Here is a 23,535-nt window from a genome sequence, read left to right as displayed (position 1 = left end):
GGTCGTCAACGATCGGTCGGTGATGGGCAGCCGTTCGGCTGACCGTCCGGGGTGGATGCCGGATCGGAGCAGGTCGGGTGTGGTCGGTTCGCCGGTCGACACCCCGGTGACCTGACACCTTCTTTCGCACACCTGTCGGGTAGGTTCGTCTGCTGATCGGCAGAAACCCACCCCGATAGGAGAAGTTCCGCGCATGGGTAAGAAGACCGTCCACGTCTCCGACTTCAGCGGCCAGGTCATCGCGCCCGAGGACGAGGTGGTCAAGATCGTCGTACTCGAACACCCCGACCTGGTCGCCGGGCCGGTACGCCTGGACGCGCGGCCGGTGGAGGTGGAGAGCATCGACGACGCCGCGCTGGACATCGCGGTGGTGGAGATCCACGACCAGCACGACGACGAGCCCCGCCGGGTGGTGCTGACCGCCAGCGAGTTCGACTCGCTCGCCACCGACGTACCGATGGCGCAGCTGCTACGTACCGCCGAGCGGGTCCGGCCGGCCAAGACCACCCGGAAGTCGACGGAGAAGATCGACTACGGGACCCTGGAGTACGCGGGCCGGCCGCACCGGGGCCGGGTCACCGACGAGGAGGCCCGACTGGTCCGCGAGCACCTCGACGAGGTGAACAAGCGGCTCGCCGATGCGGGTCTGCGGCAGATCGACCCCGCCGACCCGGAGCACGCCACCCGGTACGCCTTCCCGACGCCCGGGGAGGTCACCGGCGACCCACAACCGGTGGTGTCTGCCGGGTGACCGGTACCCCGTACGGCGGGACGGGTGGGCGGTCCCCGCTCCGTTCCGGCTAGGGTGGCCGCCCATGGGCCCGATCCAGTCGCTTCGGCAGAATCCCGACGAGACGACCGTGGCAGCGGCTCCGGCGAGCACCCGCCGGAGCAACCTGCCCTCGCTGACCGGCCTGCGGTGGATCGCGGCGATGCTGGTCTTCGGCTTCCACATCGGGACCATGCGGATCATCGCCGAGCCCGACTACCAGGCCGTGGTCGGCTGGCTGTTCACCCTCGGCCTCTCCGGCGTGCAGTTCTTCTTCATCCTCAGCGGCTTCGTCCTGGTCTGGTCGGCCCGCCCGGGGCAGCGGCGCCGGGACTTCTGGCGCCGCCGGCTGGCCAAGATCTACCCCAACCACCTGGTGCTCTGGGCGGCCGTCCTGCTCCTCTGGACGTACCTGGCCATCGAGATCAACTGGGAGGTGGCGCTGGCGAACCTCTTCCTGGTCCAGGCCTGGATCCCGCACGGTGGCTACTTCTACAGCGTCAACACCGTGAGCTGGTCGCTCTCCTGCGAGCTGTTCTTCTACCTCTGCCTGCCGCTGGTGCTCCCGCTGCTCCGGCGGGTACGCGCCGGGGTCCTGGTCGGCGTCGTCGTCGCCGTGCCACTGCTCATCCTGGCGCTGTGGCCGGGACAGGAACTGGTCCCCGAGCAGAGCCGCTGGTGGTTCACCCAGGTGTTCCCGTTGGTCCGGTCGCTGGAGTTCTGGATGGGGGTGGCCGCCGCCGAGTTGATGATCCGGGGCCGGTGGCGCGGTCCGGGTCTGCCGGTGGCCAGCGTGATCTTCGTGGTGACCTGGGTGGCGGCGAGCACCTGGATCCCGGCCCAGTTCTGGGCCGCCCTGCTGGCGCCGGTCTACCTGCTGGTGATCGCCGCTGCCGCCGACGCCGACGTCCGTGGTAGCTGGTCGCCGTGGCGTTCCCGGCGCATGGTCTGGCTGGGTGAGGTCTCCTTCGCGTACTACCTGGTGCACGTCTTCGTCATCTCCACCGTGCTCCAGTTCGCCGGCCGGAGTCAGGGCCTGCCGGGCTGGCAGGGGCCGGCCGCCGCGGTCGGCTTCCTGCTGCTCAACCTCCTACTCGCCGCAGCGCTGCACCGGTTCGTGGAGAACCCGATGATGCGACTGCTCGTACCCCGCCGCCGGACCGCCGGACATGGCAATACTTCCATCTCTCACGCTGCGTACCGGTCCGGCAGGAGGTAGGTTGTAGGGGTGAACCCCGCTGCACCCGTCCGCCCGTCGTGGTGGGTGGTGTGCCGTTCGGCGCGCCTGATCGCAGCCCTGGCCCTGGCCTGGGTGGTCTTCGCCGTCGGCGCCGGTGCCGCACCGCTCCCGGGCGCCACCCGGGCCGCCGTCCCGGCGGTGACGGGCGGCATGCCGTCCGGCGCTGTGTCAGCCGACGCTGTGTCAGCCGACGCTGTGTCAGCCGACGCTGTGTCAGCCAACGCTGTGTCAGCCGACAACGTGTCCAGGGCGACCGCCGAGCGTCCGGCAGCGGATGTGGACGATGACCGCGCGGTGTCCGACGTGCGTCCCGCGGTCCACCTCGGAGCAGAGCCGGCGTCGGCCGGCCGGGTCGTGCCGACCGGTGTCCGGTGCACCGTCGACACCGGTCCGCGCACGGTCCGGGGCCAGCGGGCCCCGCCGGTCGGCTGCCGGTTGCAGTTGGCCTGACCGTCGCGCGCCACGACCGGCCAGCGACCGTCCCAGGTTGTGCCCGACACCGTGCGCCCCGTTGCCGGGTGCCGGTAACCGGCCCCGTCCGTCCACGCAGGGGCGCCGGCCGCGTCCCCGAATCGCGTTGACCACTCCCGAGGTGTCGAGATGATGCACGCTCTGCTCTACCACTTCCTGCGTGACGTGCCGCAGGCGGTGGCGATCTGGTCGGCCCTGACCGTGCTGGCGATGGTGGTGATCGCCACCCTGGTCGGACGACGCGGCCCGGTGCCCGAGCCGCCACCGGAGTCGGCGCCGGCACCGGCCGGGATGCCCGTCGGTGAGGCGCCGGAGGACCTGCGGCGCTACGCCGGGGAGGTGGCGGTGGCCGCCGACCGGGCCGCCGCCACCGCCCGGCGCCATCGGGCCGGGTGGCTCGCCGTGCAGGGTGAGGCCGAAACGACCGGGCGCCGGCTCGACGAGGCCGACGCCGAGGTACGCCGCCTGGTCCGGGCCGTCGCGTTCGGTGTCCCCCGGACCCCGCACACCCCGGCCGAGTACGCCGACCGCGAGCGCTTCCTGCACCGGGCGGCGATGGCGGCGTACTGGCGGCGCGAGCTGTCGGTGGCCGAACTGAGCGACGTGTTCGCACACCGCAACGGCTGGGATCCGCGCCGCCACCCGGTCGAACAGGAACTCGTGCTGCGTACCGTGGTGCGGGACCGGCTGCGCGCCCGGCACCGGGCGGCGGTCCAGCGGGAGCGGGATGCCTGGCGGATGGCGGAGCTGTCCGTCCTGGCGGCCCGCAGTCTGCGCGAGGAGGCGTTCGTGGCGGCGGTCCGGGCCCACCAGGCGTGCTCCGTGCCGGTACCCGGTCCGGCCCCGGACCGCACCGCCGCCGCCCCGGTCCGCCGGTGGCGGCCGGGCACCCGGTGGCGTACCGTCCGGGCTGGTTGAGCGACGCGTCGTAACCCCGACCGCACGGTGGGTAGATGGTTGGCCATAATGGACGGATGGTCGCCTGGGAGTACGCACTGTTGGTCCGCCGTCGCGAGGTCTCCGGACAGGCCTGGCGGCTCACCTACCACTGGTACGGCCCGGACGGGTCGCGCCGGGATGTCACCGACTACGCCGACACGGCCATCGCCCACCTGAACCGGGCCGGGGCCGAGGGCTGGGAGCTGGTCACCGCCGAGGAGGACGTGAACAACCTCCAGGGCAGCACCGAGGTGCACCGCTACCACCTCAAGCGGCAGATCGGATGACGGTGGGTTGACGATGGTGGCGGGACGGGGCATCCCCCGTTCCGCCCAGTCCGTACGGCGTCATCCTCGCCCGGTCGATCCCAGGTCATCCGGTCTCGGTACGATCCGGTGGTGCGTCATCCACGCGCCAGGCGGGCCCAGGGCGGCAAGACCCCGCAGTCCGGGCCGGCGGAGCGCGGCGGCCGACCGGGCCGCCGGCGGTTCCCCGACGGGAGCGCCCTGCCGCGCCCGTGCCGCCCACCGGGCGGGAGCGAGTCGCCGAACGACCAGCCAGTGATGAGGACCGCGTGACCCAGACCTCGGACAATCCCGTCTCCGCGGCGTCGACGCCGCTCTCCGCCCAGTCCGGTCCCTACTTCGGCCGGTTCGGTGGCCGGTTCGTACCGGAGGCCCTGGTCGCGGCCCTGGAGGAGTTGGACGCCGCCTACCGGGCCGCGATCGTCGACCCCGACTTCACCGCCCGGCTCGCGGAACTGCACCGGACCTACTCGGGCCGGCCGAGCATCCTGACCGAGGTGCCCCGGTTCGCCCGGCACGCCGGGGGCGCGCGGATCGTCCTCAAGCGCGAGGACCTAAACCACACCGGCTCACACAAAATCAACAACGTGCTCGGCCAGGCTTTGCTCACCGTGCAGATGGGCAAGACCCGGGTGATCGCCGAGACCGGCGCCGGCCAGCACGGGGTGGCCACCGCCACCGCCGCCGCCCTGCTCGGCCTGGAGGCCGTGATCTACATGGGCGAGGAGGACACCCGCCGCCAGGCGCTCAACGTGGCCCGGATGCGGCTGCTCGGAGCCGAGGTCATCCCGGTGACCGCCGGTTCGCGCACCCTCAAGGACGCGATGAACGAGGCGATGCGGGACTGGGTCACCAACGTCGAGAACACCCACTACCTGATCGGTACGGTGGCCGGTCCGCACCCGTTCCCGTCCATGGTCGGCGACTTCCAGCGGATCATCGGCGAGGAGGCCCGACAGCAGATGCTCGACCTGGTCGGCCGGCTGCCGGACGTGGTCTGTGCCTGCGTCGGCGGTGGTTCCAACGCGATCGGCATCTTCCACGCCTTCCTCGACGACCCGGAGGTCGAGCTGCTCGGCCTGGAGGCCGGGGGAGAGGGCGTGGCGACCGGGCGGCACGCCGCCTCGATCACCGGTGGTGGCGCGGGTGTCCTGCACGGCAGCCGCAGCCTCATCCTCCAGGACGCCGACGGCCAGACCATCGAGAGCCACAGCATCTCCGCCGGCCTCGACTACCCCGGGGTCGGCCCGGCCCACGCGTGGCTGTACGAGATCGGCCGGGGCCGGTACGAGCCGGTCACCGACGCCGAGGCGATGGAGGCGTTCCTCCTGCTCTGCCGCACCGAGGGCATCATCCCGGCGATCGAGAGTTCACACGCTCTCGCCGGTGCGATCCGGGAGGGCCGCCGGCTCGGCCCGGACGGCGTGATCCTGGTGAACCTGTCCGGCCGGGGGGACAAGGACGTCGACACGGCCAGCCGGTACTTCGGGCTGCTGGACTCCGACGGTGCGGCAGTGGTGAGAGAGGATCAGGCCAAGTGAGCGTCCGTAGCACCATCGAGCAGGCCCGGGCCGAGGGCCGGGCCGCCCTGATCGGCTACCTGCCGGTCGGCTTCCCCGACGTGGAGACCTCGGTCGCGGCGATGCGTGCCATGGTCGCCGCCGGGGTGGACATCGTCGAGGTCGGGATCCCGTACTCGGACCCGCTGATGGACGGCCCGGTCATCCAGCGCGCCACCGAGATCGCGCTGGCCGGCGGTACCCGCACCGCCGACGCCTTCACCGCTGTGCGGGGCGTCGCCGACGAGGGCGCACCGGCGCTGGTGATGACCTACTGGAACCTGGTCGACCGGTACGGGGTCGAGCGGTTCGCCGCCGACCTGGCCGGGGCGGGCGGGTCCGGACTGATCACCCCTGACCTGATTCCCGACGAGGCGGCCGAGTGGCGGGCCGCGTCCGACGCCCACGGGCTGGACCGGGTGTTCCTGGTGGCGCCGAGTTCAACCCCGGAACGGATCGCGATGACCGTCGCCGAGTCGCGAGGCTTCGTCTACGCTGCCTCGCTGATGGGGGTCACCGGTGAGCGCGGCGCGGTCGGCGGCGGCGCGAAGGACCTGGTCGCCCGGGTACGCGTGGCAGGGGACCTGCCGGTCTGCGTGGGGCTCGGGGTCAGCAACGGGGCGCAGGCCGCCCAGGTGGCGTCCTTCGCCGACGGCGTGATCGTCGGGTCCGCCTTCGTCCGCGCGATGCTGGACGCCCCGGACCGGCGTGCCGCCGTCGAGGCGGTCACCGCCGTCGCCGCGGATCTCGCCGCCGGGGTCCGGTCGGCCCAGCCCGCTGTCGCCTGATCCCGACCTGTGTCGTGCGGATGGGCCGGATGGGCACTTTCGGCCCGAACCGTACCTCCGGCGCCACCCGTGCCCATTGGTGCCCGTCACGGTGACAATGCGTCACCAATCGCGGGCGGGCTTGCTGTTTTGGCAGGTCAGAGGGGTTGGCAGCAGGAGAAGCGGCCAGTAGTGTCGGCCCGGTCCGGTGTGGTTGCCGGTCGCCGAGGGCGACGCTGCGCCGGACCCGCTGAGTCGTGCACGCACGAGCCGGGGACCCACCGCACTCTGGGGTGAATCCGTGGAGCACAACGTCCACGGTAGGGCCAGACTTCCCGCCCGAACCCGTCAGCTAACCCGGTAGGCGGCATCGGAAGGAGTTTCGTACCCGTGCAGCACCACCCCCCGCCGCTTTCCGGCCCTCCCCGTCGCGCCGTACCGACCCCCGCCGCCATCCGACCGCTCGGCTGCTGAGACTGGCGGATCCCCGGCGGTGGCCCCGGTCACCACCTCCCCCTTCGCACCCCCCGGTCGACCCCGCAGCACCACGGTGAGCTTCTGCCCCGTGGTGTGGTCGGCGTGCGCCTGACATCGGTGGATCCGTCTTCCCGGCAGCACCGTCCCGTCCGCCTGTCGCCGTAGCGGCGGGCCCGGCGCGTCGTCATACCCCCGATGACGCGACCCAACCGTGGAGGATCACGTGAAAGACCGCTTCAAGCAGCAGTTGACGCGCGTCGCGTCGCGTCGCCCGTACCAGGTCGCGGCCGTTTCGGCTGTCGTCCTGGCCGTCACCTCGACCACCGGTCTGTTGCTGACCCGTACCGACGAGCCCACCCGGGGCGACCTGGCGGTGGCCGCCGTGGCCGAACGGAACGACTCCACCACCGGCGGGGTCTCCCGGGCGACCCGCCCGTCGGCTGCCACCACCCCGGCGCCGACCGCGTCGGCCACGACTGCGCCGACAGGTACCCCGTCCGCTGCCGCCAAGCCGGTCCGGCAGGCTGCGGTGAAGGCTACGCCGACGAAGCCGAAGCCGCCCGCGAAGAAGGTGCTCGACGTCGACTACCAGGCGCAGACCACCTACTACTACTGCGGTCCGGCGGCGGTGCGCAACGCCCTGACGGTCCGGGGCATCGAGCGCAGCCAGGACGCGCTCGCCGGCCCGCTCAACACCGACGAGTTCGGCACCGATTCCGCCTACGACACCACCCGGGTGCTCAACAGCGTGACCGGTACCGACTTCTACCGCACCCGGATGATCCCCGGTGGTGCCGCCACGTCGGCGCAGAAGGACCAGCTCCAGGCCGACGTGGTCCGGGCGGTCAGCAACGGGTACGCCGTCGTCGCCAACGTGGCCGGCTCGGTGACCGACACCGAGGGCGGCTGGCACTCCTTCCCCGGCGGGCACTACATCGCCGTGGTCGGCTACGCCGACGACGGGCGCAGCGTGCAGATCTCGGACTCGGCCGACCCGGCCACCGCCTCGTACTGGCTGGCCACGACCGCCCTGGCGAACTGGATCGCGACCCGGGGCTACTCCGCCTGACGTCCCGTCCCGAGGCCGTACCAGCGTTCCATCCGGCGGTCCTCCTCCCCGCACCGCCACCACCGGGCGCCGACCCACCAGGGTCGGCGCCCGGTGCGCGCCCGGGGACCGGCGTTCCCGGCGGTTCCGGTGTGCCCCGGGCCGGTGGCAGACTGCTCGACATGTCCGACCCGGAACCTTCCCCGACCGGCGAGACCCGGATGCCCCGGCTGGTGCTGCTGCACGGCATGGGGGGCAGCGGCGCCGTCTGGCACCGTTGGCGTCCGCTGCTCGACCGGCACTGGCCGGACCGCTGGCTCGCCCCCGATCTGGCTGGCCACGGTGCCGCCGCGCCGCTGCCCGGCTACTCCTTCACCGCGCTCGCCGACCGGGTCGCCGAGCTGCTCGACCCCGCCGAACGGGTGGTGGTCCTCGGGCACTCCCTCGGCGGCGTGGTGGGGCTCGCCCTCGCCGTCCGGCCCGGTGGACCCACCGTCGAACAGGTCGTCGGGCTGGGCATCAAGACCGTCTGGACCGGGGACGACCTGGCCCGGGCCGGCAAGCTCGCCCAGCGGCCGGTGACCTGGTTCGCGTCCCGGGACGAGGCCGCCGACCGGTACCTGAAGGTCGCCGGCCTGTCCGGACTGCTCGATCCGGGGGACCCGGCGGTCGCCCCGGGGCTCGTCGGGCAGGACGGCCGTTGGCGGCTCGCCATGGATCCGGCCGCGTTCGGTGTCGGGGCGCCGGATTTGGCCGCGCTGCTCAGCGCCGTCCGGTGCCCGGTGACCCTGGCCCGGGGTGAGCACGATCCGATGGTCACCGACGCCCACCTCGCCGGGTACGGCGTACCGGTGGTCACCCTGCCCGGGCTCGGGCACAACGCGCACGTCGAGGACCCGGCGGCGGTGTTCCGGGCGCTGATTCCGCCGGGCTGAGCCGGCCGCGCCAAGCGTTCGGTTAGTGGACGCCAAGCGCCCACCACCAGCCTTGTACCCAGCAACCACGCGATCGGCCCGACCGGACCGGTGGGCCGATCGCCGCTAGGGACAGGGAGACGGGAATGCGAGTTTCTTCGAGGGCCGGATTCGGCAGTGCGGCCGTCGCGCTCGCGGTGCTGGGAGCAGTCGGGATCAGCGGGGCGACGCCGGCGTCGGCCGCCCCGGCCGGGTGGGAGGTCCTCTCCGGGATCTCTCTCTCGGACAGCGTCGCGGTGAAGACGGTGGAGCTGCACTGCCCGACCGGCAAGGTCGTCAGCGGTGGGGAGGCCTGGCTGACCGCCTCACCGGGTGCGGTGGGCCGGGTCGGGCTGGAGCGGTACGCCCCGTCGGCCGACGGGAAGACCTGGACCGTGGTCATGCGCGAGACGGGTGCGACCAACTACACCGGCGACTGGCAGATCAGCGCGCGGGCCTTCTGCGTCACCACCCCCTCCGGGTACGAGGTGGTCGCGGCGGACAAGACCGGCACGAACGACTACCACCGGATGCAGATCACCGCCCAGTGTTCGGGCACCAAGAAGCTCCTCGGCTCGGGCGCGATGGTCTACAACACTGACGGCGCGTTCATCCTCGACCGGGTGGAGGCGGGCTTCAACGATCCGACCGAGATCCCCTTCTACACCATCGCCCGCGCCCGCACGCTGGACCAGGGCAAGGTCGCCCACAGCCAGGAGGATCTGCGGGCCTACGCGATCTGCGCCAACAAGCCGGCCGCACTCGAACGGGTCCGGGGGCTGTCGGACATGGTCAGCCCCTCGATGCAGAACGTGCCGGTGGCCTGCCCGGCGGGGAAGGAACCGTACAGCGTCGGAGCCGGCATCCACGTGTCCAGCATCCACGAGAACAACCGGGCGCAGGTGCTGATCTCCGGGATGCGGTCGTCGAACGCCTGGGCCCACGAGGACCCCGACGGGTACGTCGAGGACTGGCGGCTCAGCGCGACCCTGATCTGCGGCTGATCCGGTCCCTCGGGGTGCCGCGCGGTGCGCGGCACCCCGGAGCAGCCAGCGTCATGAACAGTGGTGGAACGCTGTCGAGCTGCCTGCACAGACGGAGCGCTCCGTCCGTGCACGCAGCTCGACAGCGTGCGCCGTGCAGTAGTTCGATCGGCAGCCCGTGCCGGCCAGCCGACAGTGGTTCCGGTCAGTCGACAGCGGTTCCGGTCAGCCGGCGGCGGTGCGGGTACCGGCCGGCACGACGGCCGGGGCGGCCCCGTCGCGCTGCACCGGCGGCGTGGACTTCGGCCGCAGATGACTGCGCGCCTCGCTGAGGAACGCCTCGGCGTACGCCTCGGCCGGGAAGTCCCCCAGGTACCGGGTCCGGGTCTGCCAGCGGGTCTCCGCCAGCGGGTCGGCCCCCAGCAGGAGATCGAGCGCCCCGTCGACGTTGGCCAGGTCACGGTGCAGCGCGTAGCCCGCCCGGGCCAGCGGAAAGTCCTCGGTGAAGCGCTCGCCGAGACCGAGCATGTCGGTCACCGCGTAGGGCTTGCCGGAGTAGAGGTAGTCGGAGATGACCCCGGAGACGTCCGAGACCAGCGCGTCCGACCGGTTCACGCAGTCGACCAGGGTCAGCTCCCGGGCCGCCGTGCTGCCCCAGACGTGCTGCCGGCCGGTCCGCGCCCGGTCGGCGGCGAGCAGCTCCTCGATCCGGGACAGCTGCCGGGCCGACTCCGGGTTCTGCGACGTGTACGGGTGGGCGCGCAGGATCACCGTGGCGCCCCGGGCCAGCAGGCGCGTCACCAGGGTCTCGCCCACCGGCAGCGAGCAGTAGTTCGCGTCGGCGTAGTGGCCGGTCCAGGTGGGGGTGTAGAGGACGGTCTTCGCGGCCAGGTCGGCGATCGGGGTACGCCGCACCTCGATCGACTCGACCTGTGGCCGGCCGACGATGGCGAACTTCTCCCGGGGGATGGTCACGCCCGCGCGGGCGTACCGGTCGATGGCGGCCTGACCGGCGACGAAGATCTTGTCGAAGATGGCCGAGACCGGGTTGGCGCTGGGCGCCTTGTCGCTGTCCCCGTGGTGCAACTGGATGTGGGTGAGCTGGTTGAACCGGATGCAGTGGCTGTTCTTCGCGCCGTGGTTGACGTAGAAGGCCACCTTCAGGCTCGGCACGATCGCCTCGTCGATCGCCTTCAGCGTCGGGCAGACCACCACCGGGGCGCGGGTCGCGGCGGTCACCGTCGGCAGGAACTCCGGCTCCCGGAGCAGGACCAGGAACGGCCGGCCGATCCGCTCCAGGTAGGGCAGCCACATGGTGATCTGGTACTCCGACCCGGGCGGCGCGGAGAAGTAGAGCAGGAACTCGGGGGCGTGCCGGTGCAGCGCCCGGGAGACCGGGCTGCCCGCCGCCGACGGGGTGAACCGGCGCTTCGCCAGCGCGAGCACCGCAGCGGCGGTGACCGCGCCGACCAGCAGACCGACCAGCATGACCGGCCAGGCGGGCAGGGTCAGCGCGGCGCTGAGCGCGGCCAGCGCGAGCAGACCGGCGACCGCCGTGGCGAGGTGCGTGGTGACCAGCCGGGACTGCGACCGTACGGCCAGGTTGGCGGCCTGGATCTCCAGCGAACCGGCCTCCCGCAGCGGGCGTTCGGCCAGGACCAGCCCGAGGATGACGACCGCGGCCAGGCCCAGCGCGGGGTCGAAGTCGTCACCGAGCTGCCGGGCGTACGCGGTGATCACCCCGGCCGCGACCAGCACGGTCTCGGCGACGTTCTCCGCCTGTGGGCGGATCCGCCGTTCCACCAGCGCCGCACCGATCGCGCCGAGGGCCAGTACCGCGCCGACGGTGGTGGCCTGGGTCAGCGCCAGTACCCCGAACGCGGCGACGGCGAGCCCGGCGGCCAGGGCCCGGACGGCGAGTTTGCGGACCAGGGTTCCACGCATCTCAGGCTCCCGCTCGGCGTACGTCGACCACCTGGCCGGTGAGGTTGGACAGCAGCACGTCCAGGGACGCCTGGGCGACCGTCTCGGCGGCGAGCAGGGTGTGCTCCGGTTCCTCGCCGAACGCCCGGGTCCGCATCGGGGTCGCGGTGCGTTCCGGGTTGACGCAGTTGACCCGTACCCCGAACTCGGACCACTCGTCGGACAGCGCCTGGGTCAGGTTGACCAGGGCCGCCTTGGTGGCCGAGTAGAGCGCGTACCGGGCCCGTCCCCGGGTGTACGAACTGGAGGTGTAGAGCAGCAACTGCCCCTTCGTCTGCCGCAGGTACGGCAGGGCCAGCCGGGCGATGGTGACCGGGGCGACGAAGTTGACCTGCAACATCTGCTCGATCGTCGACTCGGGCATCTCGGCCAGCGCCCCGGTCTCCAGGATCCCGGCGGTGACCACCACGTGGTCGATCCGGCCGGTGGCGTCGAACGCCTCCCGCAGCGCCTTCTCCACGTCCTCCGGACGCTCGACGTAGGTGCCGGTGGTGGACCGGCCGACCGAGAAGACCTCCGCGCCGAAACCCCGGGCGATCTCCGCCAGCCGGGCCCCGATGCCGTAACTGCCGCCGAAGACCACAATGGTCCGACCGGTCAGCTCCTCGGTGTAGGCGCGCTCGTCGGTCAGCCGGGGGGCCTGGGCGGCGGCGAGCTGGAAGAGCTTGTCGGCCAGGTGCACGTCGACCGGGTGGGTGACCTTGATGTTCTCGTCCGCCCCCTCGATCACCTTGATCGGCACCTCGGGCAGGTACCGCAGCACCACGCCGCAGTCGTCGGTGGCGTGGAAGTCCGGGTCCGCCCCGGCCAACCGGTACGCCTCGCGGATGGTGGGGGAGCGGAAGGCCTGCGGGGTCTGCCCCCGGCGCAGTTGGGCGCGGACCGGGATGTCGGTGATGCAGTCGTCGGCGTCGACCCGGACGATCGTGTCGGCCGACGGGATGGCCACGTCCACCGCCGCGTACGACCACAGCGCGTTGACGCACTCCCGGACGATCCGCGGGGACAGCAGCGGCCGGACCGCGTCGTGGAAGAGCACGTTGCAGTCGTCCGGGCCGAGCGTGTCCAGGGCGAGCCGGGTGGTGGCGTTGCGGGTGTCCCCGCCGGCCAGCACCCGGCTGACCTTGCGGAAACCGGCCCGGTCGACGATCTGCTGGGCGGCCTCGACGTGCCCGGGGGCCATCAGCACGATGATCTCGTCGATCTCCGGGGCGGCCTCGAAGACGGCGATGGTGTGCTCGATGATCGGCTTACCGGCGATTTTGAGTAGCTGCTTCGGGATGCCCAGGCCGACCCGGGAGCCGGTGCCGCCGGCGAGCACGACCGCCACCGTCCGGGTGGGCCGCCACGGCGCCGGGCCGTCCGGCCGGGCGTCCGCTGCGGTGGTCAGGTCCTGCGTCATTGCCGATCCTCACTGGTCCACGGGTCGATGGGGTGCGCGGGCGCTACGACCTTAGCGCCTGTGCCGGCGGGGGGTCCGTGGCGAACCCGGCGGTACAGGCGCTGGCGTACCGGGGTGGTCGGGTGGGTTCCGGCCGACGCTGCGCGCCGGCCGGAACCCACCCGACCCACGGCTCACTTGCCGCCCATGAACGCCTCGTACGCCTCGACCACCTCGGCGGTCGGCCCGTCCATCCGCATCACGCCGGACTCCAGCCAGATGGTCCGCTCGCAGGTCTCCCGGATCGTGCCGATCTGGTGGCTGACCAGGAAGACCGTGCCGGCGCCGGCCCGCAGTTCGCGGACCCGCTGCTCGCTGCGGCGACGGAACCGCCGGTCACCGGTGGCCAGTGCCTCGTCGATCAGCAGCACGTCGTGGTTCTTGGCCGACGAGATGGCGAACCGCAGCCGCGCCGACATGCCGGAGGAGTAGGTCCGCATCGGCAGCGAGCCGAAGTCACCCCGCTCGTTGATGCCGGAGAACTCGATGATCTCCGGGACCTTCTGCTTGACCTGCTCCGGGGTCATCCCCATGGCCAGGCAGCCCAGCGCGGCGTTGCGCTCGCCGGAGAGGTCGTTGAGCAGGGCCGCGTTCACCCCGAGCAGCGACGGCTGCCCCTGGGTGTAGACCGCGCCCCGGTTGGTCGGCAGCAGCCCGGCGATGGTCCGCAGCAGGGTCGACTTGCCGGACCCGTTGCTGCCGATCAGGCCGATCGCTTCGCCCCGGTATGCGGTGAATGTCACACCCTTGACCGCGTGCACCTCGCGCACGGTCGGCGCGGGAGCCCGGGAGATGAGCCGCTTGAGCGCGCTCGCCGGGGAGTTGCTGCCGGCCGTGCCGGCGCCGTGTACCCGGTAGATCACGTGTACGTCGTCGACGATCACGGTGGGGATCCGCTCCCCGTTGATCGTCGCCACTGACGCGGGGACGGTGTTGGTCAGCTCAGCCACGGCCGTACTCCTGTTCGCCTCGCCAGAAGTAGATGAATCCGCCCACGCCGATCAGCAGCGACCAGCCGGTGGCGAGCAGCCACAGCGTCGGCCCGGACGAGGTCAGCGGAGAGTCCTCCAGCAGCGCGTGCCGGATGAGTTCGATGTACACCAGCAGCGGGTTGGCGTGCACCAGGTTGACCAGGATCGGGTTGTCCAGGTTCTTGGTGAACATCTCGACGCTGTAGAGCACCCCGGAGCCGTACATCCAGGTGCGCAGCACGAACGGCATGAGCTGCTTCAGGTCGGTCATCTTCGCCCCGAGCCGGGCCAGGCCCAGCGCCAGGCCGGCGTTGAAGATCGACTGGAGCAGGATCGCCGGGGGGACCAGCAGCCACTCCACGGTCAGCGGCTCGCCGGTGACCAGCACGATGCCGACCAGGACCACCATCGCGGTGAGCAGGTGCTGGAACTGGGTGAGCGTCACCGCCAGCGGCAGGCAGGCCCGGGGGAAGTGCAGCGCCCGGATCAACCCGAGCTGACCGCTGACCGCCTGCACCCCGCCGGAGACCGCAGCCGAGGTGAAGTTGTAGACGAACAGCCCGACGCAGAGGTAGGCGATGAAGTTCGGGACGCCGTTCTTGGTGCCCAGGATCACGCCGAAGATGAGGTAGTAGACCGCCGCGTTGGTCAGCGGGGTCAGGACCTGCCAGACCCGGCCCAGCCGGGCGGTGCTGTACGACGCGAGGACCTTCGCGTTCGCGTACGCCGCGATGAAGTGCCGGTACGACCACAGTTGCCGGGTGTAGGCGGCGAGGGTGGGTCGCTTGCCGGCGACGCTCAGGCCGTGCCGGGCGGCGACCTGCGCCTGGGACAGTCCTGGACCGGTGTCGGCCACCGCCGTGTTGGCCATGGTTGGGCGCTCCGATCTTTCAGTTTTACGGGATGCGCGCGACATCTGTGGAGAGCGCGGCCAGCGCGGTGGACCGCCGGCGCCTCGTCGCTGCGTGGAACGTAGTGGAAAACACGTAGCGACGCAACCGTACCGTCGCTGCGCTACATTGTCCCACGTGACGACCGAGAAGAGACGTGCGCCGGCCGGCGCGGCGGTGCTCCGCGACGACATCACCACGGCGATCCGTGGCGCCGTCATGCACGAGCTCGCCGCCGTCGGCTATGCGCGACTGTCGATCGAGGCGGTCGCCCGGCGGGCCGGGGTGAGCAAGACGGCGGTCTACCGTCGGTGGAGTTCCAAGCTCGACCTGGTCCTGGAGATCGTCTCGGCGGCAGCCGGGCAGCGGCTGCCGCTGCCGGACACCGGCAGCCTCACCGGTGACCTGGAGGTGCTCTTCCTGATCATGGCGAAGGCCCTGGGGCACCCGTTGGCCTCGCAGATCATCCCGGACCTGCTCGCCGAGGCGGCCCGCAACCCGCAGATCGCGCAGACCCTCCAGACGGCGCTGCGGGTCAACCAGCACACCATCGGCGCGCTCGTGATCGGGCGCGCGGTCGAGCGGGGCGAGCTGGCTCCCACCGCCGACCCCGACGCCGTCATCGACCTGATCGTCGGCCCCCTGTACTGGCGCCTGGCCATCGCCCGGGTACCGCTCGACCCGACCGAGCTGTCCCGGATGGCCACCGTGGTGGCCGGTGCCCTCCGAGTAGCATGTAACCCGTCATCTCGGGACGAGTCGGACGTCCAGCTCTTCGCGCAACCGTGAATTCCAGCTCGACCGGGTCGACACCCGATCCGCACCGCGCGAACCGGTCCCAACCGGACCGGTTAGCATCGCGGCCGGACGAGCTCCAATCGACAGGAGGATGCCCAATGCCTGGGCTGAACGCAGAATTCATCCCCCCAGCCCGGCCGGTCATCGGCGAGGCCGAGATCGAGGCGGCTGTTCGGGTGCTGCGCAGCGGCATGGTGGTGCAGGGCCCGGAGGTCGCGGCCTTCGAGCAGGAGTTCGGTGAGCTCGTCGCCGGGCGGCACTGCGTCGCGGTCAACTCCGGTACGTCCGCTCTCCAGCTCACCCTGATGGCCCTCGGCTTCGGCCCCGGCGACGAGATCATCGTCCCCTCGTTCTCCTTCGCGGCCTCCGCCAACGCGGTCCGGCTGGTCGGTGCCGAGCCGGTCTTCGTCGACATCGAGCCGGGCAGCTTCTGTGTGGACCCGGCCGCGGTCGAGGCGGCGATCACCCCGCGCACCGTGGCGATCATGCCGGTGCACCTCTACGGCCACCCCGCCGCGATGGACCGGATCATGGCCATCGCCGAGCGGCACAGCCTCGCCGTCGTCGAGGACGCCGCCCAGGCGCACGCCGCCGCCCTGAACGGCCAGCCGGTCGGCTCGTTCGGCACCGCCGGTTGCTTCAGCTTCTACCCCACCAAGAACATGCACAGCCTTGAGGGCGGCATGATCACCACCGCCGACGCCGGCCTGGCCCGCACCCTGCGCCTGCTGCGCAACCAGGGCATGGAGCAGCGGTACGCCAACGAGATCGTCGGCGCCAACATGCGGCTGACCGACGTGGCCGCCGCCATCGGCCGGGTCCAGCTCACCCAGCTCCCCGAGTGGACCGAGCAGCGCCGGGCGAACGCGAAGTTCCTCGACTCCCGGATCACCGGCATGGTCACCCCGCCGGTGGCCGACGCCGCGAAGCACGTCTACCACCAGTACACCGTCCGGGTGACCGGGGACCGGGACGCCGCCCAGCGCAAGCTCACCGAGCTGGGCATCGGCAACGCGGTCTACTACCCGACCCCGATCCACCGGCTCATCCCGTACCTGGTCGACGGCAAGCCCGGCCCGTGGGACCTGCCGGAGACCGAGAAGGCCGCCGCCGAGGTCGTCTCGCTGCCGGTGCACCCGTCGCTGAGCCCGGCCGACCTGGAGCGGATCGCCGACGCCGCGAACATCGCCGGGGGTGCCGCATGAGCAACGGTCGCAAACTGCGCGCCGGCCTGATCGGCCTCGGCGCCATGGGGCGCAACCACGCCCGGATCCTCTCCGGCCTGGACGGCGTCGAACTGGTCGGCATCGTCGACCCGGCCGGCGACACCACCGGTACGCTGCGCGCCCCGGTCCTGCCCGAACTGGGCGACCTGCTCGCACTCGGCATCGACTACGCCGTGGTCGCCTGCCCCACCGCCCTGCACGAGCAGGTCGGCATGGAGCTGGCGGACAACGGGGTCTGCGCACTGGTCGAGAAGCCGCTCGCCCAGTCGGTGGACGCGGCCACCCGCCTGGTCGAGGCGTTCGAGGCCCGGGGCCTGGTCGCCGGGGTCGGGCACATCGAGCGGTACAACCCGGCCCTGCAGAACCTGCGCACCCGGCTGGAGGCCGGCGAACTGGGCGAGGTCTTCCAGGTCGTCACCCGTCGCCAGGGGCCGTTCCCGCACCGGATCGCCGACGTCGGCGTGGTGATGGACCTGGCCACCCACGACATCGACCTGACCAGCTGGGTCACCGGCCAGGAGTACACCTCGGTCTCGGCCCGTACGGTCTCCCGCAGCGGCCGGCTGCACGAGGACATGGTGGCCGCGGTGGGGCAGCTCGCCGACGGCACGATGGTCAACCACCTGGTCAACTGGCTGAGCCCGCTCAAGGAGCGGTCCACCGTGATCACCGGTGACCGGGGCTGCTTCGTCGCCGACACCCTCACCGCCGACCTGACCTTCTACGCCAACGGCGCCATCGACACCGAGTGGGAGGCGCTGCGCGCCTTCCGGGGTGTTGCCGAGGGCGACATGGTCCGGTACGCCATCCCGAAGCGCGAGCCGCTGCTGGTCGAGCACGAGCGGTTCCGCGACGCGGTCGAGGGCAAGGAGAGCGACATCGTCACCCTCCGCCAGGGCCTGCGTACCGTCCAGGTGGCCGCCGCGCTGCTCGAATCGGCCGCGGCCGGGGTGACCGTGTCGGTCGCGCCGACCGGCACCGACAGCATCCCGAAGCAGGCCACCAGCACCCTGTAACACCGGTCGACGAAGCGGTCAGCCCACGAGGGAACAGGCACTGAAGATGGCAACAGGCAGCACCTCCCGGCCGGTCCGGGGACGGGTCGTCATGCTGGTGGACAACGGGGTGCACGGCGACTCCCGGGTCCAGAAGACAGCCCGCTCCGCAGCCGAGGCCGGCTGGGAGGTGGTCCTGCTCGGCATCGCCGGCAAGGCCGGCCCGCAGACCTGGTCCATCGGGGACGCCGAGGTCCGCCTGATCAAGGTGCCCCGCCCGCTCGGGCAGCACCCCACCCAGTTCCACCGCTCGCTGCGCCGGCCGCTGGCGTACCCGGCCGGGCGGCACTCCGGGTACCGGGTACAGCTGATGAAGGCCCGCCAGGCCGACGTCGCCGAACGCCGGCTCGCGCTGGCCGCCGCCGGTGGCCTACGCGCCAGGCTCGGGCAGGGCCTGCTGGTCGCCCCGCAGCTCACCGCCAAGGTGCTCGGCCGGTGGGCGAAGTTCCGCGCCGGTGAGCTGCACCGGCTGCGCAAGCACCAGCAGAACCCGGACGCCCTGCTCACCCGGCTGCCCGTCCGGTTCTGGCAGCGCACCATGGGCGCCCGGAGCTGGCGCCGGCTCGACCCCGGGCTCTGGGACTACGAGTTGGCCTTCGGCCCGGTGATCGACGCCCTGCGGCCCGACCTCATCCACGCCAACGACTTCCGCATGATCGGTGTCGGGGTGCGGGCCGCCGCCCGGGCCCACGCCAAGGGCCAGCCGACCAAGCTGGTCTGGGATGCCCACGAGTTCGTCGCCGGGGTGCTCGGCCGGGCCGACAACCCGCGCTGGCTGCCCGCCCAGATCGCCCACGTCGAGGAGTACGTCCGCCACGCCGACGCCGTGGTCACCGTCTCGGCCACCCTCGCCGAACTGCTCCAGCAGACCCACCGCCTGCCGACCCGTCCCGAGGTGGTGCTGAACGCCCCGACCGGGCGGCCCGAGCCGGGCGCCGACGACACCCCCGCCCCCGACCTGCGGACCGCCTGCGGGGTCGGCCCGGACACCCCGGTCCTGGTCTACTGCGGCGGCGTCAACCCGTCCCGGGGCGTGGACACCATGATCGACGCCCTGCCCCAGCTCCCCGGGGTGCACGTAGCGCTGGTCACCCTCCACCCCAGCGGCAACAACGCCGCCAGTGAGGCGCTGCTCGCCCGGGCCGGGGAGATCGGCGTCGCCGACCGGGTGCACCTGCTGCCGTACGTCGCCCACTGGCAGGTCTCCGCGTTCCTGGCCACCGCCGACGCCGGGGTCATCCCGATCCACCACAAGCCCAACCACGAACTCGCCCTGATCACCAAGTTCCTGGAGTACTCGCACGCCCGACTGCCCATCGTGGTCAGCGACGTGCGGACGATGGCCGACACGGTCCGCTCCACCGGGCAGGGTGAGGTCTTCCGGGCCGAGGACGTCAGCGACTACGTCCGCGCCGTCGGTAAGGTCCTCGCCGACCCGGAGCGCTACCGGGCCGCGTACGACCGGCCCGGCCTCCTCACCGGCTGGACCTGGGAGGCACAGGCCGAGGTACTGGAGGCCGTGTACCGGCGGCTCCGTCCCGACCTGACCCCGGCCGAAGCCCCCGACCGGGTCACCGTCGCCGTCGCCACCGGCTGAGGTTGCGCGATCGTCGGCTGACACGCCGACAGTCCGCTCCGGCCTGCGGATGTCCGGATCGGGCCGAACGGCGGCAGCGGGCGGTCCGCGACTGGCCGTAGGATGCGCGGGGGCGCCGGAGGGGACCGGCTGGGCTGGTACCCGGGGTCATCCCTCCGGGCTGCCCGCGCCCCCGTGCACCCCCGTCGATAGGTCCCTGATGTCCCGCATCCCCCGTCGTTCGGCTCTCGGCATCCTCACCGTCGGCGTCTCCGCGGCAGCGGTCACCGCGTTCGCCGCCACCGCCCCCAACGGCCAGGCGACCCACGCCGGTCTGCCGAAGCCGACCCGGACACCCGAGCCGCCGTCGCGGGGCGACGCGGTGCTGGTGGAGAACGGCCTCCTGGGTTCGCCGACCTGGCGCCCCGGGGCCGGCGGCACCCGCGCCGCAGACGACCGGGGCGGGCAGATCCAGGGGTACGCCTCGACGACCAGCGCGGCGGCGGGGGAGACCGTCGACTTCCACGTCAGCGTCAACCCGGCCCAGGAGTTCAGCGTCACCGTGCACCGGCTCGGCTGGTACGACGGCGCGTCCGCGCGCCCGGTGCTGACCAGCCCCACCCTGCCCGGAGTGCCCCGGCCGGTACCGGTGGCCGACCCGGAGACCGGGCTGCTCGACTGCCGCTGGCCGGTGACCTGGAGCCTGCGGGTGCCGGACGACTGGCTGTCCGGGCTGTACGTCGCCGTCTTCACCACCACCTCCGGCTGGCGTTCCTGCACCCCGTTCGTGGTCCGCGACGACCGGCACCGGGCGGACTTCCTGGTGGTGCTGCCCTTCTCCACCTACCAGGCGTACAACCTGTGGCCGCTGGACGGGCGGACCGGCAAGAGCCTCTACTACGGGTACGCCGCACCCGAGGGGGAACTGGTCTACGACACGCGGGCGGTGAAGGTCTCCTTCGACCGGCCGTACGCCGGGGACGGTCAGGCCAAGCACCTGGACCGGGACCACGACGCCATCCAGTTCCTGGAGCGGCAGGGCTACGACGTCACGTACGCCTCGACGGTGGACCTGCACACCGGCCGGATCGACCCGGCCCGCTACCACGGGATGATCTTCGTGGGACACGACGAGTACTGGTCGGCGGCGATGCGCCAGGTGGCCACCCGGGCGGTCGAGCAGGGCACCGGCCTGGCCTTCCTGACCGCCAACAACGTCTACTGGCAGATCCGGATGGAGGCCGCCGCCGACGGCCGGGACGGCCGGGTGGTCACCTGCTACAAGACCAGCCCCGATCCGGCGCCCGGACCCGACCGGCGGGAGCGCACCACCCGGTGGCGGTCCATCGGCGGCGGCGGGATCCTCGCCGAACAGCGCCTGCTCGGGGTGCAGTACAACGGCATCGTCGCCCGGACGTCCCCGCTGGTGGTCCGCTCGGCCGACCACTGGTTCTGGGCCGGCTGCGACCTGGTCGAGGGGGACAAGATCCCCCGCCTGGTCGGGGGCGAGGCCGACGGCTTCGACCCGGACATGCCCGCCGCCGAGGGGACCGGGGCAACCATCCTCTCCGCCTCGCCCTACCCGGTGCGCTCCGGTGAACTCCGGGAGCAGAACAGCCACCTGTACGAGAGCCCGCAGGGCGCGCTCGTCTTCACCGCCGGGACGCTCTACTGGCCGATGGCGCTCAACCGCCCCGGGTACGTCGACGCCCGGGTACAGCGCGCCACCGCCAACCTCCTCGACCGGATGCGCGGGGCACCGACGGCCTCCTCGACCAGCCTGCCCACCGTGTCGCCCGCTCCGTGATCGTCTGCACCTGACCGGTCATCGGGGTGGCGTGTCGTACCGTTCATCCGCAGACGATCGTGGTGCCGCGTAGCACATCCGGGCCGGGTGTGGGCGGCCGTCCACAGTCCACCGGTTGTCCACAGGTGTGGGGTGGTGCCGGTTGCCGCAGGTGTTCGGCCCGACCCACCCTGGTCGGCGTGAATCCGGTACTCCGTGTACTCGTCGAGCAGGGTGGTGGGCTGGTCACCCGGTGGCTGGCCGGTCAGGTCGTACCATCATGGACCCTGGACCGGGCCAGCCGCGCCGGCCACCTGTGCCGGGTCCTGCCCGGCGTCTACCTCGACGCCCGGCTCGTCACGCCGATGCCGGGGCGACCGCCACTCGCCTCGGTACCGCCGGAGCTGGCCCGGCGGGCGGCGCTGGAGTACGCCGCCGGGCAGGGCGCGTTGAGCCATCTCAGCGCGCTCAACGTGTGGGGCGTACGCCAGCAGACTGCGGACGAGCCGGTGCACCTGACCGTCCCGGCGCACTCCACGCTGCGCAGCCGCCCCCACCTGGTGGTGCACCACCGGCGCCACTTCACCGTGGCACAGCCGCAGGTGGTCATGCGCCGCGATGTCCCGGTCACCCCGCTGGACCGGTCCCTGCTCGACGCCTGGCCGGTGTTGCCGCCCGCCGAGCGTCCCGCCCCGATCATCCGGGCGGTCAACGACCGGCGGACGACGGCCGAGCGGCTGCGGGCGGAGCTGTGCGGCCTGCCGAAGCTGCCGCACCGGGCCGAGCTGCGGGTACTCCTCGACCGGCTGGCTGCCGGCTGCCGCAGCCCGCTGGAAATCTGGGGCCACGACCACGTGTTCACCGGCCCCGGGATGCCACCACTGAAACGTCAGGTACGCGTCCGGGTCGGCGGGCGCACCAGCTATCTCGACGTTTACGCCGAAGCCGAGCGGGTCAACATCGAACTGGACGGCGCCTCGACCCACGATGACCCGCGCCAACGCGAAATCGACCTGCGCCGGGACGCGCTGCTGGCCACCCTCGGCATCCTGGTGGTCCGGTTCACCCACCGCCGGCTGGTGCACGAGCCCGACCAGGTACGCCGCGAGGTGCTCGCCATCCTCGCCGCTCGCCGATGGTCAGCCGGGGGGTATGGGCCGGTTACCAGCCCGGGTAGCGGATGATCCACTGCGGATCGGGTGCGGTGCCGTACCCCGATCCGGCCGGATGGTCGACGAACTCGCTGACCAGGTCGCGGGCCAGGGTGTCGGCGACCCAGACCAGCTCCAGCCGGGAGAGCCAGTCCACGGGCAGGGCGTCGACCCCGTACGCCGCGCCGAGGAACGCTCCGGCAGCGGTGGCGACGTGTCCGCCGTCACCGGCCGAGGCGGCGAAGAGCAGCGCTTCCCGGATCCGGGCGGGCTCCGGGAAGGAACTCACGACGTAGATCGCACCGGCCAGCGCGCTGAGGGCCCGGGCGTCGGGCGCGAGTCGGGCCAGCTCGTCGCGCTGGGCCGGTGCCGACCGGGCGGCAGCGAGCGCCGAGGCGAGGGGGAGCGCGGCGGCGCCGAGCGGATCGGAGTGCGCCGGGGCGAGGGGGAGCGCGGCGGCCCCGGGCAGGTGGCTGGCGCACTGCTGCTGCGCATGGGTCACCGCAGCATCGATGCCGGCACCCCGGAGCAGGTGGGCGATGATCGTGGCACCGAGGGCGGCGGCGTGGACCGCTTCCGTCGCGTGGGTGGTGGCCGCGATCTGGGCAGCGAGGTCGCCCACGCCGGCGCTCCACGACTCGACCAGCCCGGCCGGCAGACTCCGCGTCAACCCGTGGGCGCCGGTGCTGGTACCGGCCGGGTTGTCCGGTGCCCCCATCCCCAGCCGTTGCAGGGCGGCCACGGTGGCCGGTGCCGACCCGCGCCGGACCGCCAGTACGGGCACCTGGGCCAACCAGCCGTCCGGCCAGTCCTCGTCCTGCCACCGCTGGACACCCGGAATGCCCTGCATCACTGCCCAGCGGGTGTAGGCGTGCCGGACGACGCTGGGTGGGTGGCAGATCCCGCGCAGGGTGCCGCGCACGCTGGCGCGGATGATTCCGTCCACGGTGAAGCAGGCGAGTTGACCGGCGCTGGTGGCCGGCAGGGTGCCGCTCGGGGGTACCGCCCCGGCGGTGGCGCCGACGGCGTCACCGAGCATGAGGCCGAGCAGGCAGCCGCGTACCGCCCCGAGTTGTCGCACGGTTGATCTGGACATCTTGGAGAATATAGGAGCGGGGGCGAACGGAGCGCTGCCCCGGCCGCCGGG

Annotated in this window: 20 protein-coding genes, 1 pseudogene and 1 riboswitch; of the genes and pseudogenes, 16 read left to right on the top strand and 5 right to left on the bottom strand. The window is 72.3% G+C overall.

Annotation, left to right across the window (positions count from 1 at the left end):
- Positions 1 to 193: 193 nt before the first annotated feature.
- The 10 genes from V6U90_RS14460 (at position 194) to V6U90_RS14415 (ending at position 9,532) form a co-directional block, all read left to right on the top strand.
- Complete coding sequence (locus V6U90_RS14460; protein WP_334435718.1) at positions 194 to 751, top strand: hypothetical protein; 558 nt, start codon at positions 194 to 196, stop codon at positions 749 to 751.
- A gap of 64 nt (positions 752 to 815) precedes the next feature.
- Positions 816 to 1,988 carry an acyltransferase family protein gene (locus tag V6U90_RS14455; RefSeq protein WP_334435715.1) on the top strand — a complete coding sequence of 391 codons (1,173 nt, stop codon included), beginning with the start codon at positions 816 to 818 and terminating at the stop codon, positions 1,986 to 1,988.
- Positions 1,989 to 2,312: 324 nt separating this feature from the next.
- A complete protein-coding gene (locus V6U90_RS14450) occupies positions 2,313 to 2,459 on the top strand; it encodes a hypothetical protein (protein ID WP_334435712.1) in 147 nt (48 codons plus the stop codon).
- A gap of 150 nt (positions 2,460 to 2,609) precedes the next feature.
- Positions 2,610 to 3,398: a hypothetical protein gene (locus V6U90_RS14445; protein ID WP_334435709.1), complete on the top strand. Its 789-nt coding sequence runs from the start codon at positions 2,610 to 2,612 to the stop codon at positions 3,396 to 3,398.
- Positions 3,399 to 3,454: 56 nt separating this feature from the next.
- A complete protein-coding gene (locus tag V6U90_RS14440; RefSeq protein WP_208815765.1) occupies positions 3,455 to 3,706 on the top strand; it encodes a hypothetical protein in 252 nt (83 codons plus the stop codon).
- 287 nt (positions 3,707 to 3,993) lie between these two features.
- Positions 3,994 to 5,265 (top strand): tryptophan synthase subunit beta, encoded by a 1,272-nt coding sequence (gene trpB / locus V6U90_RS14435; RefSeq protein ID WP_334435700.1) that lies wholly within the window; start codon positions 3,994 to 3,996, stop codon positions 5,263 to 5,265.
- Positions 5,262 to 6,071 (top strand): tryptophan synthase subunit alpha, encoded by an 810-nt coding sequence (trpA, locus tag V6U90_RS14430; RefSeq protein WP_334435697.1) that lies wholly within the window; start codon positions 5,262 to 5,264, stop codon positions 6,069 to 6,071. Before trpB ends, trpA begins: the two co-directional genes overlap by 4 nt.
- 217 nt (positions 6,072 to 6,288) lie before the next feature.
- Positions 6,289 to 6,432: riboswitch (cyclic di-AMP (ydaO/yuaA leader) on the top strand.
- Positions 6,433 to 6,738: 306 nt separating this feature from the next.
- Complete coding sequence (locus V6U90_RS14425) at positions 6,739 to 7,596, top strand: C39 family peptidase (protein WP_334435694.1); 858 nt, start codon at positions 6,739 to 6,741, stop codon at positions 7,594 to 7,596.
- Positions 7,597 to 7,757: 161 nt separating this feature from the next.
- A complete protein-coding gene (locus V6U90_RS14420) occupies positions 7,758 to 8,510 on the top strand; it encodes an alpha/beta fold hydrolase (RefSeq protein ID WP_334435691.1) in 753 nt (250 codons plus the stop codon).
- Positions 8,511 to 8,635: 125 nt separating this feature from the next.
- Positions 8,636 to 9,532, top strand: a complete 897-nt coding sequence (locus V6U90_RS14415; protein WP_334435689.1) for a hypothetical protein — start codon at positions 8,636 to 8,638, stop codon at positions 9,530 to 9,532.
- Between the two features lie 204 nt (positions 9,533 to 9,736).
- On the opposite strand, the gene V6U90_RS14410 is transcribed toward V6U90_RS14415, so the two are convergent.
- From V6U90_RS14410 to V6U90_RS14395, 4 genes and pseudogenes are all read right to left on the bottom strand, one after another.
- Positions 9,737 to 11,455, bottom strand: a complete 1,719-nt coding sequence (locus tag V6U90_RS14410; RefSeq protein WP_334435687.1) for a CDP-glycerol glycerophosphotransferase family protein — start codon at positions 11,453 to 11,455, stop codon at positions 9,737 to 9,739.
- Positions 11,456 to 11,468: 13 nt separating this feature from the next.
- A pseudogene (locus V6U90_RS14405) lies at positions 11,469 to 12,896 on the bottom strand (SDR family NAD(P)-dependent oxidoreductase); the annotation flags it as partial.
- A gap of 173 nt (positions 12,897 to 13,069) precedes the next feature.
- Entirely contained in the window at positions 13,070 to 13,885 is an 816-nt protein-coding gene (locus tag V6U90_RS14400) for an ABC transporter ATP-binding protein (protein WP_334435685.1), read from the bottom strand.
- On the bottom strand, positions 13,878 to 14,777 hold the full coding sequence (locus tag V6U90_RS14395; protein WP_334435682.1) for an ABC transporter permease: 900 nt from the start codon (positions 14,775 to 14,777) through the stop codon (positions 13,878 to 13,880). Before V6U90_RS14395 ends, V6U90_RS14400 begins: the two co-directional genes overlap by 8 nt.
- A gap of 157 nt (positions 14,778 to 14,934) precedes the next feature.
- On the opposite strand from V6U90_RS14395, the gene V6U90_RS14390 reads away from it, so the two are divergent.
- The 6 genes from V6U90_RS14390 to V6U90_RS14365 all read left to right on the top strand — a co-directional run bounded on the left by V6U90_RS14390 (position 14,935) and on the right by V6U90_RS14365 (position 22,421).
- Entirely contained in the window at positions 14,935 to 15,585 is a 651-nt protein-coding gene (locus tag V6U90_RS14390; protein ID WP_334435679.1) for a TetR/AcrR family transcriptional regulator, read from the top strand.
- 107 nt (positions 15,586 to 15,692) lie between these two features.
- The gene (locus V6U90_RS14385; RefSeq protein ID WP_334435677.1) at positions 15,693 to 16,799 is read left to right on the top strand and encodes a DegT/DnrJ/EryC1/StrS family aminotransferase; all 1,107 of its coding nucleotides are present in this window, start codon (positions 15,693 to 15,695) and stop codon (positions 16,797 to 16,799) included.
- Positions 16,796 to 17,836, top strand: coding sequence for a Gfo/Idh/MocA family protein (locus V6U90_RS14380; protein WP_334435676.1), 1,041 nt, complete (start codon positions 16,796 to 16,798; stop codon positions 17,834 to 17,836). The genes V6U90_RS14385 and V6U90_RS14380 overlap by 4 nt, the downstream gene beginning before the upstream one ends.
- Before the next feature lie 91 nt (positions 17,837 to 17,927).
- Entirely contained in the window at positions 17,928 to 19,472 is a 1,545-nt protein-coding gene (locus V6U90_RS14375) for a glycosyltransferase family 4 protein (protein ID WP_442933586.1), read from the top strand.
- Between the two features lie 199 nt (positions 19,473 to 19,671).
- A complete protein-coding gene (locus V6U90_RS14370) occupies positions 19,672 to 21,258 on the top strand; it encodes a N,N-dimethylformamidase beta subunit family domain-containing protein (RefSeq protein ID WP_334435674.1) in 1,587 nt (528 codons plus the stop codon).
- Between the two features lie 179 nt (positions 21,259 to 21,437).
- Complete coding sequence (locus V6U90_RS14365) at positions 21,438 to 22,421, top strand: DUF559 domain-containing protein (RefSeq protein ID WP_334435672.1); 984 nt, start codon at positions 21,438 to 21,440, stop codon at positions 22,419 to 22,421.
- On the opposite strand, the gene V6U90_RS14360 is transcribed toward V6U90_RS14365, so the two are convergent.
- A complete protein-coding gene (locus V6U90_RS14360; protein ID WP_334435671.1) occupies positions 22,399 to 23,484 on the bottom strand; it encodes an ADP-ribosylglycohydrolase family protein in 1,086 nt (361 codons plus the stop codon). The genes V6U90_RS14365 and V6U90_RS14360 overlap by 23 nt on opposite strands.
- Positions 23,485 to 23,535: the final 51 nt, after the last annotated feature.

The sequence above is a fragment of the Micromonospora sp. CPCC 206060 genome (assembly GCF_036906895.1).
Classification (GTDB): domain Bacteria; phylum Actinomycetota; class Actinomycetes; order Mycobacteriales; family Micromonosporaceae; genus Micromonospora.
The sequence above is the reverse complement of the archived record's forward strand: the minus strand, read 5'-3'. Positions and strand labels throughout refer to the sequence as shown.

Coding starts and splice junctions, on each gene's coding strand:
- V6U90_RS14380 (WP_334435676.1), top strand. CDS start 16,796: ATGAGCAACGGTCGCAAACTGCGCGCCGGCCTGATCGGCCTCGGCGCC.
- V6U90_RS14395 (WP_334435682.1), bottom strand. CDS start 14,777: ATGGCCAACACGGCGGTGGCCGACACCGGTCCAGGACTGTCCCAGGCG.
- V6U90_RS14460 (WP_334435718.1), top strand. CDS start 194: ATGGGTAAGAAGACCGTCCACGTCTCCGACTTCAGCGGCCAGGTCATC.
- V6U90_RS14375 (WP_442933586.1), top strand. CDS start 17,928: ATGCTGGTGGACAACGGGGTGCACGGCGACTCCCGGGTCCAGAAGACA.
- V6U90_RS14370 (WP_334435674.1), top strand. CDS start 19,672: ATGTCCCGCATCCCCCGTCGTTCGGCTCTCGGCATCCTCACCGTCGGC.
- V6U90_RS14440 (WP_208815765.1), top strand. CDS start 3,455: ATGGTCGCCTGGGAGTACGCACTGTTGGTCCGCCGTCGCGAGGTCTCC.
- V6U90_RS14420 (WP_334435691.1), top strand. CDS start 7,758: ATGTCCGACCCGGAACCTTCCCCGACCGGCGAGACCCGGATGCCCCGG.
- V6U90_RS14445 (WP_334435709.1), top strand. CDS start 2,610: ATGATGCACGCTCTGCTCTACCACTTCCTGCGTGACGTGCCGCAGGCG.
- V6U90_RS14410 (WP_334435687.1), bottom strand. CDS start 11,455: ATGCGTGGAACCCTGGTCCGCAAACTCGCCGTCCGGGCCCTGGCCGCC.
- V6U90_RS14455 (WP_334435715.1), top strand. CDS start 816: ATGGGCCCGATCCAGTCGCTTCGGCAGAATCCCGACGAGACGACCGTG.
- V6U90_RS14385 (WP_334435677.1), top strand. CDS start 15,693: ATGCCTGGGCTGAACGCAGAATTCATCCCCCCAGCCCGGCCGGTCATC.
- V6U90_RS14415 (WP_334435689.1), top strand. CDS start 8,636: ATGCGAGTTTCTTCGAGGGCCGGATTCGGCAGTGCGGCCGTCGCGCTC.
- V6U90_RS14360 (WP_334435671.1), bottom strand. CDS start 23,484: ATGTCCAGATCAACCGTGCGACAACTCGGGGCGGTACGCGGCTGCCTG.